8 protein-coding genes and 1 pseudogene are annotated in these 11,394 nt (G+C 53.4%); 3 read left to right on the forward strand and 6 right to left on the reverse strand.

The annotated features are described in order from the left end of the window. Together QVO66_RS13535 and QVO66_RS13540 are read right to left on the reverse strand one after the other, a co-directional pair. Nucleotides 1–201, reverse strand: a 201-nt coding sequence (locus QVO66_RS13535; protein ID WP_288172913.1) for a helix-turn-helix transcriptional regulator, incomplete at its 3' end; no start/stop codon positions are given. A gap of 9 nt (nucleotides 202–210) precedes the next feature. Continuing rightward, nucleotides 211–531 carry a type II toxin-antitoxin system RelE/ParE family toxin gene (locus QVO66_RS13540; RefSeq protein ID WP_053397852.1) on the reverse strand — a complete coding sequence of 107 codons (321 nt, stop codon included), beginning with the start codon at nucleotides 529–531 and terminating at the stop codon, nucleotides 211–213. A gap of 316 nt (nucleotides 532–847) precedes the next feature. Here QVO66_RS13540 and QVO66_RS13545 point away from each other — a divergent pair, with 316 nt between their 5' ends. Both QVO66_RS13545 and QVO66_RS13550 read left to right on the forward strand, forming a co-directional pair. Continuing rightward, entirely contained in the window at nucleotides 848–2,731 is a 1,884-nt protein-coding gene (locus QVO66_RS13545; protein WP_021856041.1) for a DEAD/DEAH box helicase, read from the forward strand. A 245-nt stretch (nucleotides 2,732–2,976) separates the two neighbouring features. Further along, a pseudogene (locus QVO66_RS13550) lies at nucleotides 2,977–4,778 on the forward strand (right-handed parallel beta-helix repeat-containing protein); the annotation flags it as partial. Between the two features lie 237 nt (nucleotides 4,779–5,015). Here QVO66_RS13550 and QVO66_RS13555 read toward each other — a convergent pair. The 4 genes from QVO66_RS13555 to QVO66_RS13570 all read right to left on the reverse strand — a co-directional run bounded on the left by QVO66_RS13555 (nucleotide 5,016) and on the right by QVO66_RS13570 (nucleotide 10,255). Next, nucleotides 5,016–5,900 (reverse strand): helix-turn-helix domain-containing protein, encoded by an 885-nt coding sequence (locus QVO66_RS13555; RefSeq protein ID WP_021856044.1) that lies wholly within the window; start codon nucleotides 5,898–5,900, stop codon nucleotides 5,016–5,018. Nucleotides 5,901–5,956: 56 nt separating this feature from the next. After that, nucleotides 5,957–7,633: an MFS transporter gene (locus tag QVO66_RS13560; protein WP_021856045.1), complete on the reverse strand. Its 1,677-nt coding sequence runs from the start codon at nucleotides 7,631–7,633 to the stop codon at nucleotides 5,957–5,959. Between the two features lie 131 nt (nucleotides 7,634–7,764). Beyond that, nucleotides 7,765–8,862 (reverse strand): HlyD family secretion protein, encoded by a 1,098-nt coding sequence (locus QVO66_RS13565; RefSeq protein WP_021856046.1) that lies wholly within the window; start codon nucleotides 8,860–8,862, stop codon nucleotides 7,765–7,767. Nucleotides 8,863–8,932: 70 nt separating this feature from the next. Then, nucleotides 8,933–10,255, reverse strand: coding sequence for a TolC family protein (locus QVO66_RS13570; RefSeq protein WP_021856047.1), 1,323 nt, complete (start codon nucleotides 10,253–10,255; stop codon nucleotides 8,933–8,935). Nucleotides 10,256–11,084: 829 nt separating this feature from the next. Between QVO66_RS13570 and QVO66_RS13575 the strand changes: the two genes are divergently transcribed. Beyond that, a partial coding sequence (locus tag QVO66_RS13575; protein WP_288172914.1) for a carboxypeptidase-like regulatory domain-containing protein occupies nucleotides 11,085–11,394 on the forward strand: 310 nt, incomplete at its 3' end.

Here is an 11,394-nt window from a genome sequence, read left to right on the forward strand (position 1 = left end):
CGGAATGCCGAGAGCGGCCTCAAGCACCAGCGCAAGGTCGGTTGTTACGGGCCGTTTGCCGTTAAGCACCTCGTTGAATGCCGTGTAAGGCAGGCCCAGACGCTCTGCCACCAACTTCTGCGACAGCTGTCTGCACTCCAGTTCGTCCTTTATCAGTTCGCCCGGATGCACCGGACTGAACGGTGTTGCCAACTCATCCATTTGTCTTGTCTATTTATAATGATTCGTAATGTCAGTCAAAGAACATATCTCAATCACTGCGCTGTCATCTGCCGAGGCTATCTCCCTGAACTCAAGCCGGTACTGGTTGTTTATTCTAACCGACGAAAGTCCCTTCTTGTCGCCCTGCAGTTTTTCATAATTGAGCGACCTGAACGGAAACAGGTCTTCTATGCGCCGTGCCTTGTACAGCACCCTGACGCACTTCACATATCCCTTGACAACCTGCGGCTGAAACCTGTGTTTCTTGTCCTGAGCCTTTCCCTTTTCGTAAAGCTCACGCAGATAATCTTTTTCAAAGTTTATTTTCATAAATTCAAACCAGACACCTCTCCACACCAATTAGTCCATGCTGCCGTGTAAACAACGGCAACACTGCCATAACTCAGGCGTAAGTGTGGAAGTAATCTCTATCCAACGGCAAAGATAACACATATTATCCTATTCACAAAAAAAGTGAATATTAAATTTCATAAAACCTCTTTCGTCCTTCACCATGTAACGTTTCCATGCGTCAAGGGCCTGCGCCACGGCGGGCATTTCAGCATAAAAGATGCAAGATTTTTCATTATTCATTGTGCTTTATTCATTTATTTCGTATCTTTGCACCGCATTAATTATAATTAATTTGAAGACATTTGAAGAATTAGGCGTAAGCGAAGAGATTCGCCGCGCTATTGAGGAGCTGGGCTTTGAACATCCCATGCCCGTACAGGAAGAAGTAATCCCCTATTTACTTGGTAACAGAAACGACGTAATTGCGCTGGCCCAGACGGGCACGGGCAAGACGGCTGCGTTCGGCATTCCGGTGCTGCAGCGCACCGACTCGCGTGTGCGTCAGACACAGGCGCTCATCCTCAGTCCCACCAGGGAGCTGTGCCTGCAGATAGCCGACGACCTGAAGGACTTTGCCAAATACATCGACGGCATCAACATCGTGCCCGTATACGGCGGCACTTCTATCGAAAACCAGATAAAGTCGCTGCGCCACGGGGCACAGATAATAGTGGCCACGCCCGGCCGACTTATCGACCTGATGAACCGCGGAGTGGCAAAGCTCGACGCCGTGAGGAACGTTGTGCTCGACGAAGCCGACGAAATGCTCAACATGGGCTTCTCTGAAAGCATCGACGAGATACTCGAAGGCGTGCCCGAAGACCGCAACACGCTGCTCTTCTCGGCCACGATGAGCAAGGAAATAGAGAAGATTGCACGCAACTACCTGCACGACCCGAAGGAGATTGTGGTGGGAAGCCGCAACGAAGGAGCCGAGCACGTAAACCACATATACTACATGGTGAACGCCAAGGACAAGTATCTGGCACTGAAACGCGTGGTAGACTACTTCCCGAAAATATTCGCCATAATCTTCTGCCGCACAAAACGCGAGACGCAGGAGATAGCCGACAAGCTGATACACGACGGCTACAACGCCGAATCTCTGCACGGAGACCTGTCGCAGCAGCAGCGCGACCTCACCATGCAGAAGTTCCGCCAGCACATGACCCAGCTGCTCGTGGCCACCGACGTGGCTGCCCGCGGACTCGACGTAGACGACCTTACGCACGTCATCAACTTCGGTCTGCCCGACGATATTGAGAGCTACACTCACCGCAGCGGACGAACAGGACGCGCCGGAAAGAAGGGCACCTCGATATCAATAATCCACTCTCGCGAGCGCTCAAAGATGCGAGCCATAGAGAAAACCATCGGCAAGAAGTTCGTAGAAGGCGTCATGCCGTCGGCTCAGGAGATATGCAAGAAGCAGCTCTACAAGGTGATGGACCAGATAGTCAAGACCGATGTGAACGAGGAAGAGATAGCTCCGTTCATGGAAGACATCAACCGCTACTTTGAATACATCGACAAAGAAGACCTCATAAAGAAGATTGTGAGCGTTGAGTTCGGCAAGTTCCTTGCCTATTATGCCGACGCTCCCGAAATCGGAAAGGTGCAGGTGCAGGGCGAAAGCCGCAAGAAAGACCGCAAGGACGACGCCCGCAAGCGCACCCGCAAGGCCGAGGAGGGCTACCGCCGCCTGTTTATCAACCTGGGAAAGGCCGACGGATTCTATCCCGGAGAGATCATGCAGTTTATCAACAAGCACATGAAGGGACGCCAGGAGGTGGGCAACATCGACCTGCTGAGCAAGATGTCGTACATAGAAGTGCCTGAAGAGGACGCTGAAAAGGTGATGGACGCGCTCGACGGAACTACATACAAGGGACGTGACGTGCGCTGCAACGACGCCGACGAGGGCGGCAAAGGCCGCAGCAGAAAGCGCAGAGAGCCCAAGGACGGAGGCTTCGAGAGATTTGAGAAGAAGTCGAAGCGCCGTGCAAGAGAGGCTGAAGAAAGCCCCAAAAAGAAGAAAAAGGCCAAGGCACCGAAGGCCGACAGCAGCATAAACGACGACTGGCGGCAGTTCTTCAAGCGCGACAACGCCAAGCTGGTGGGCGACGAACCCGACTTCAGCGAGGAAGGATGGGCCGTAAGAAAGAAAAAGAAATAACAACAATACCTTAAACTTTATCATTTACCTAAGAGGCGGCGGGGGCACAAAACCCTCGCCGCATTCTTTTATAACCGTGTATCACGACATACGGAAGGGCCAATATGCGCAATTAGGGAGCAAAGTTTTTGCCGTTAAGGCGATTTTTCTTACATTTGCAGAGATAACCGGCCAGCGGCCCGACAGACATCACGGGCAGGACGGACAGACGTATCTTAAATTACCTTTATCTAATAAATCAAATCATGAAGAAATTGTTTTTTACCGTAATAGCCGCCCTCTGCTGCCACCTCACGGCACCGGCAGGCGACATATTCGTGTCATCAACCGCCGGAAACGACAAGGCAGCAGGCACACGCGAGGCGCCGCTGAAGACGCTCGAGCAGGCTCTTAAGCAGGCAAGAGAGTGGCGCCGGCTCGGCTCAAGGAACGCCGAGGGGGGCATAAACATCATCATGAGCGGCGGCGTTTACCGCCTGTACAAGCCCCTGTTCATACGCCCGGAGGACAGCGGAACGGCCGATAGTCCCACGATAATACGCTCTGCCGACGGCGAGAGGGCCGTAATCAGCGGCGGAACTGAGGTAAAAGGCTGGCGCAAGGGCTGCGACGACGAGCGGCTTCCTGCCGGAGTAAGGGACAAGGTGTGGGTGGCCGATGCGCCGATGACTGGCAACCGCATCGTGGAGACGCGCCAGTTGTGGGCCGACGGACACAAGGCCATGCGCGCGTCGCAGTTTGCCTATGGCGTGATGGAGCGCATGAAGGCATTCAATACCACCGACGAGAGCATAACGATACCCACGCCCAAGACCGACCTGAGCCGTGCGCGGCAGCTCGAAATGACCGTGCATCAGCGCTGGGCGATAGCCATATTGCGTGTAAGAGAGATGAAAGACATGGGCAACGGACTGACAAAGGTGTGGTTTCATCAGCCCGAAAGCCAGATAGAGTTTGCCCATCCGTGGCCTCAACCCGTGATAGACGGCGAGCGCGGCAGCTCTTCGTTCTTCCTTTGCAACGCCGCCGAACTGCTCGACGAGCCGGGCGAGTGGTATCAGGACTACCCTTCGGGCCGCATATACTACTATCCCGAAGACGGCAAGGACCCCAACACGATGGACATCACGGTGCCCGTGCTCGAGACGCTGCTGACCATCGGCGGCACGCGCGAGCGCCACGTGAGCAACATAAGGTTTGAGAACATAGCCTTCGAGCACTCCGCATGGCGCCGCCCGCTGTACGAGGGGCACGTCACCCTGCAAGGAGGCTTCCGCTTCATAGACGGCTACAAGCTGGCCGAACCGGGCCTGTTCCACAAGGCGGAGCTTGAAAACCAGGCATGGATAGCGCGCCCAGAGGCAGCCGTGACGGCGCAGTTTGCCGACAGCATAGGCTTCAGCTCATGCACGTTCAGCCACACCGGCGCCACGGCCGTCGACCTGGCATACGCCGTAAGCTCGTCGGACATCACCGGATGCACCTTCACCGACATAGGCGGAACGGCCATTATGGCGGGGGGGGGATAGGCGGACCGGCCATTATGGCGGGCTGGTTTGGCGAGCAGGGCTTCGAGACGCACATACCCTACACGCCGGCAATAGGCAGCGACATGTGCAACAGACTGACCATTGAGCGCAACAAGATAACCGACGCCGCCAACGAAGACTGGGGATGCGGCGCCGTGAGCGCAGGATATGTGAGAGACACGGAGATAAGCGGCAACGAGGTTTCGCACGTAAACTACTCGGGCATCTGCGTGGGCTGGGGCTGGACGCCGCTCGAAAGCGGCATGCGCAACAACCGCATAACCGGCAACACCGTTACCGACTACGCCCGCCAGCTGTACGACGCAGGCGGCATCTACACGCTGTCTAACCAGCCCGGCTCAGTTATCAGCGGCAACACGATAAGCATGCCCCACCCTGCCCCGTATGCAACCAACAGCAGAGCCTTCTGCATCTACTTCGACGAGGCCACCGACGGCTACACCGTAAGCGACAACAAGATGCCGCAGGAGAGCTTCGGCTATAACAGACCGGGCAAGAATTTGAAGATAATAAAATAGCTGTCAGACGCCAGACAGTCAGCGGCAAAAACGCCGCCCGACCACAGGCACAAATCAAAAAACATGACATCAGGCACACCCCCCACAGGGTATGTTTTCTAAAAGGCCACCTTTCGCATTGCAAAAGGTGGCCTTTTAGCGTGCAATATGTGGTCTTTTAGAGGTCAAAAGACGACCTTTTGCAACGCCATTTATAACATATTGATATTCAGACGGTTACATCCGCTCGCGGTATTTCTGCGGCGACATGCCCGTCTGCTTGCGGAAAAACGTGCCGAAGCTTGACGGATTGGGGAAATGGAAGTCGTCGGCAATCTCGGCAACGGTCTTTCCCGTGCTGTCGAGCAGCGACATAGCCTTGCGCGTTATCGCCTTGAAGACAAGTTCCTGGACGGTGTATCCGCACACCGCCTTAGACAGCTCCGACAGATATTTGGGCGAGAGGCACAGCTTGTCGGCATAGAACGCCACTCCGCGCTCTGCCATATAGTGGCGGCCGATGAGCTGGATTAGCTTCAAGAACACCTCCGTGCGCCGCGCGTTGTGAGAGCCGTCGGCAAAATACTTGCGGCTGAACACCATGCACAGACGGTAAGTGAGCGACAGAAGGAGCATCTTGCGCTCGCTCACGGCAAAGAGGTCGTCGGCCTGCGGCTCGCCGCTGCCTATCAGCGAGATATATCCCGCTATGTCGTCTTCGCATCCGGTGCTCCACACGCAGGGCAGGTCGGGCGACAGACGGGCGTAGAGCTGCACCGACTGCACCATCGTACCGACCAGATAGCGTATAGGAGCCGTCTTATAGACAATGACGCTAAGGCGCAGCGTCTCCGACTTTCTCTCCACGCTGAAGAACGCCCCCTCGGGTATAAACACGGTTTCGCCCCGGCAGGCCTTATGGGTGCGGCCCGACAGGGTGAACTCAAACTCGCCTTCGTGGCATACAATCAGGCCTATGCCGAAGTTGCTGAAGCCCTCCGTCATGCGCCCGGGCAGGTCGTTGACCACGCCCCCCGACGAGCACACGTCGGCCATGCAGGCTATGTCATGCTGCAATGCGGCAAGCCGTTCCGAAGCCTTTTCGTCTGTAGTCTTTTCCATAGCGGCAGATGTTTTACGGCCGCTAAGTTAATAAAATTATCTGACTTGGCCGACCGTCAGTCGCGCCAAGCAGATAATTTCCTCTTCTTATAAGGATAAATGAGTACGAAGAGCATTGAGATAATACAGCCGTAGAAGGTCCATCCCGACATCTCCTTGACAGCCGACAGCGTGGCCTGCACCTGCACTTTGCCCTTAGCCGACATGGCAGCCATGTTCTCTGCCTCGGTCTCGCTGCGCCCCTGCCAGCGCATTCCCTGCAGGGTCTGGTCGTAGGATGAAGCCGTCTGCGTGTCGGTGCGGTCGACATCCTGCGCAAACATCGTAACATAATGCTGCTGACGGTGCTGAAGCACGTTCGAATATAGTGCCGAACCGATGCCCGGGCCGATAACCATGCGCACGCTGAGCATGATGCATATCCATGTGGAAAGATACTTGTAGGGCATGCGCTGGTTGGCGTATACGGCCGTGAGAGAGTATATAAGCATCATGCCTGTTGAGCGTATAATCACAGGATACTTCATCCTTTCATAAAGTCCGGCCGTCTGCACCTCGAAATACATGAACAGGGCAGACACTCCGATGAGCAGAAATCCGAGGCCGAAGAGATATTTCAGCTTGACGTTGCGCGAGCCGAGGATTATAGCTATCACGGCTCCTATAAAGTAGCCAAGCATGCTCCAGTTGCCCAGCGCAGCGTTCTGCCAGTTGTCTATCTCCATGCCTATGCCGGTAAACACGTTGACAAACATCGAACTTGTGTTGAAAACCATGAGCAGAAGGAACAGCACTATGCCCATGTTTATCGTCCGCAGGCGGAACACTTCCATAAGGAAATAGGGCGAGCGGTGCGACCACTCCATGTAGAAGAACACTGCGGCAAACACAACGGTGAGTATAGTGGAGCGCACGATGGTAGGGTCGGCAAACCAGTCGAGCGTCTTGCCGTAGACCAGTACATATATTCCGCAGGTCATCATCGAGCTGAACACGGCCACGTTGCCAAACTTACGGAACGTTATCGGAAAGCGGCGGCCGTTGTATGCGTGGTAAGGCATCGTTACAAGCACCACAAGTATTGCCACGAGCGTCATGCCCATCATGTAGTAGTAGACGTCCTGCCACTGGTATTCGTATGCCAGCCATGCCGTGAGCGACGTGCCGAGCTGTCCCAGAATCATGAAGAACAGGTATATAATGGGCATGCTCTTGCTCTTCTCCGAGTCCAGGCGGTCCCATCCCTGCTCGTCGTCCGGCTCGTTGCCCGGCGTTATGTTACGCGTGGCCTCCATGCCGAAGGCGTAGCGTATGAGCGTAAACAGGTTGACCATCATGAGCACCATGCGCAGAAAACCCATGATAAGGCTGCACAGAGCCAGCACGAATATGCTGTCGGTGACGGCACACACATAGCTGAGAAGATACAGAAGGGAGAACCCCACTACGCACATCATCTTCTCGCGGCGTATGCACACCAGCTGATAAAAGAAGGGAGAGAAGGCCGCCATGCCTATAGACGTGACGAAACCGACAAACTGTATGTGTTCCGACTGTATGCCCAGTCCGCTCGTCATCTCGCCGCTGTTGGCGGTATATACGCCGCCCACCGTAAGGATAGGTATGAACAGAAGTATCAGCAGGATAATTCCGAGCGGCTTGGGCACCCAGTTGTAGAACGGATAATTCTTGTATTTTGCCCCATAACTTACGCTAATCACATTTTGTTCCATGGCTCAATACTTTTTATGTTGAATGCTCCGGGAGCATGTCTTCTTAATTCTTAATTCTCAATTCTTAATTAAAAAGGACATATTTTCTTAATTCTTAATCCTAAATTCTTAATTAACAATCTCCTGCTTTATCATTGCTTTTTGGCCTTTACGACCACCATCATTCCGGCAGCAAGGCGTTCGTTGTCGGCCTTCGACAGTCCAGTGAAGTCGATTCTGACAGGAACGCGCTGGCGAATCTTCACGAAGTTGCCGGCAGAATTGTCCGTCGGGACGAGCGAATACTTTGCTCCCGTGGCGCCTGAGATGGCCGTTATGCGTCCCTTAAACTCGCGTCCGTCCATCGCGTCCACTGTAAGCACAACCTCCTGACCTACGTGCAGGTTCTCAATCTGCGTCTCCTTATAGTTTGCTATCACCCATTTCTGCGTGTCAGGCATGATGTATGTCAGCGTCTGTCCTGCCGAAACATACTGTCCGTCCTCAACGGTGCGGCGTCCCAACTTGCCGTCGCAGGGAGCAACAACAACGGTGTAAGAGAGGTTAAGGCGTGCCATCTCGAGTGCGGCGCGTGCCCTTTCTATGGCAGCTTCAGAGCTTTGGCGGCGCGTAGACACCTCACTTACGCCCGACTTGGCAGCCTTCTGCTGACTGATAAGGCCGTCGAGCTTCTTCTTCGTGGCTTCATATTCGGTCTCAATCTGCTCCAGCTGTATCGGCGTTGCGGCGTTGCGCTCCAGCAGGTTCTTGTAGCGTGCGCGGTCTTTCTCGAGCTTTGCCAGGCGGATTTTCACCTCGGCGATAGACGACTCGTAGACAGATGCCGAAGCCTCTGACGTCTGCAGCGACTGACCTACTACCGAAGCGCCGGCTATGGCGTCCTTAAGCGCAGCCTCGGCCTCCATCACACGTATGCGGTATTCGCGGTCGTCGAGTATCAGGAGGGTGTCGCCTTTCTTCACGTTCTGATGCTCCGTGAAGCAGACCTGCTTGATATAGCCCGACGCGCGGAGGTTTACGGGCGAGATATACTGCTCTATCTGAGCGTCGTTGCTTGTCTCGGTGTTATTGTAGTCGAGAAAAATCATTGACGTTTTCACTATTCCGCACACCAGAATTGCAATGCCGAAGATGCTTGCCACGATTTGTCTTGTGCGCTGTCTTCTAAGTTTCTTTGCCTGCTGTGCGTGTGTGCTGGTCTGCTGTATGTTGTTGTTCTGGGTTTCCATTGTGGTATATTTTAAAGTTGTTGATATATGTTGATGTGATGTTATGTATGGTGTTGCCCTGACATCAGGCTTATTTCAGCAGCGAGTCGAGCTGTCCCGTAAGCCTTAGCAGCGACAGAGCGGTCAGGCGGTAGCTGTAGTGAGCCGTTACATAGTTGTTCTGTGCCTCGCTCATCTGCATCTCGTCCTGCAGCACCTCAGTCATAGAGGCTATGCCTTCGCGGTAGCGGTCGGTGGTTACGGCGTAGACATCCTCGGCCAGGCGGTAGTTGTCGAGCTGCTTGGTGAAGTTGCGGCGACTGTTCATCAGGTCGTTGGTGGCATTCATGTATTGCGTGCGCAGACCTTTAAGGGCGTCGTCGTAAGCCAGGCGTGCGTTCTCGGCGTCGAGCTTCGCCTTGCGTATCTTGGAGCGTTTCTCCAGTCCGTCGAACACCGGAACGCGCAGCGTGATGCCCAGGCCCGATGAGTTGTACCAGTGGTTAGACGGTCCTGAGTGGAACCAGTTGCTGAACTTGTCGGTGAAGGCAGAGTAAGTGAAGTTGCCCGTGAGCATGAGCGAGGGCAGATATCCCTGCTGAATCATCTTCTGCTGCTTCTCCGACAGCTCGCCCTGCTTCTGCAACAGCTGCAGTTCGGGCAGCGACTCGCAAAGTCCCGACAGCTCGACGGCCTCAACACTCGAGGCATCCACGGGCGTCAGCGCGATGTCCTTGTCGGCAGGATAGTCGATTACGTACTTCAGCATGTTGATCTGCTGCACGAGCATTGCCTCGGCGTTGTCGCGCTGCACCTGAAGGTTTTCCAGATTGATGTTCACTCTCTTGACGTCAACCTCCATGGCCATGCCGTTGTCGAAGAATGCCACGGTGATGTTCTTCAGCTCCTCCAGCCGCGTGATGTTGGCCCTGACGATGGCTATCTGCTCGGCTGTGCTCTGCGCGAGATAGTACATCTTGGCTATCTGCTCCATGAGATCGTTGCGCGCCTTGTCGTAGCCGAGGCGGTTGATGCGGTCCATCATCTTCGTGATGTCGAGCGCCGTGAGCAGCGTCTGGTTGTAGAGCGGCATCTGGAGCTGCAGTCCTGCCGAGGCGTTATACTGCAGTGTCTTCGTCACGTTGTACGGATTGCCGTATGCAGAGCCGTCGGTAACCGACACAGGCGGGTTGAAATTGTCGCTCATCGACACCACGGCGTTGATCTGCGGCAGCAGCTTGGCACGGTTTTCGGTTATGGCGTGCCCGCCCTTGGCTATGTCGTTGCGCCTGGTCTGCAACTGAAGGTTGTTCTCTATGCCCATGCGCAGACACTGACTGAGCGTGAGCGTCTCCTGCGCATTAAGAGGAATAAGCGCGCAGGCAATGGCAAATGTGAATAATAGTCTCTTCATATCTTTTGTTTCATTTATCCGCTGCAAAGATAGGCAGTATGCTCCATGCCGTCATTACGACATTTTCTTGCCGTATGTTCATATTTTCCGTTTCTGCATGAAATAGTCAGAAACATATCAAAAAACGGCTGCCGACAGCACATCGGAACACACTTTATGGCACCTCAGGACATACTTAGTAAGGTAAAATATAACCACACGCATAACATACTGATATTCAATGCGTTGCAAAAGGTCATCTTTTAGCTCCTGAAAGATGGCCTTTTAGCGTGCAATATGTGGTCTTTTGCAATGCGAAAGGACACATATTGGAAAACAGACTGATACGGGGCTCCGCGCAGCGGCATGCACGGCTATGAACAACGAGGCCCGGAAACGGCTGCCGGAGACTAAACACAGGCTGCCGGAAAACATGCCGTCAACAGGCAGGGGGAATGGTTGCGAGGTGTATTTTTTATGATAAAAATATGCCGCAGAAGGCATAAAATGGTTTTAACAAATATTGGTTACACTTTGTAAAAATATGCCCCGAAACACGGAAATTTAATGCCACTGACGTTACATTTAGACACTTTTAAGCCCGAAAACAGGTCATTTTTATGATATTAATGTGATTTTTACAATTATTATCAATCCACTTTTTCTGCAAACGGTTACAGACGTAACCGTCTGATATAATGCATTATAGCAAAATCCGGCGTCCACTTTCGTCCACTTCTTGTATTTGCAGGCTTTACATGCGAAACTTTTTTTAATACTTTTGCGCCGAAACTATTGCAAACCGCAAAAAACCGTGAATAAACATAATCTTTATAAAACTAATAATTTTATGAAAACGTGTAGATTTCTAATGCTAATCTTATTGGCCACATTGTTCTCAATGACGGCTGCCGCGCAGAAGATAGACTGCTCGGGAACCATCGTTGACACAAACGGTGAGCCGATTATCGGAGCATCTGTATTCCTTAAAGGCGAAACAAAGGGTGCAGTGTCCGACCTAAACGGAGTGTTTAAGCTGCAGCAGGTGCCTGAAGGCAGCATGATAACCGTGTCGTACATCGGCTACAAGACCGTAGAGACAAAGGCCGAAGCCGACATGCGCATCGTGATGCACGAGGACAACGAGCTGCTCAGCGAGG

The organism is Prevotella sp. CAG:255 (assembly GCF_000431195.1).
Lineage (GTDB): Bacteria > Bacteroidota > Bacteroidia > Bacteroidales > Bacteroidaceae > Prevotella > Prevotella rara.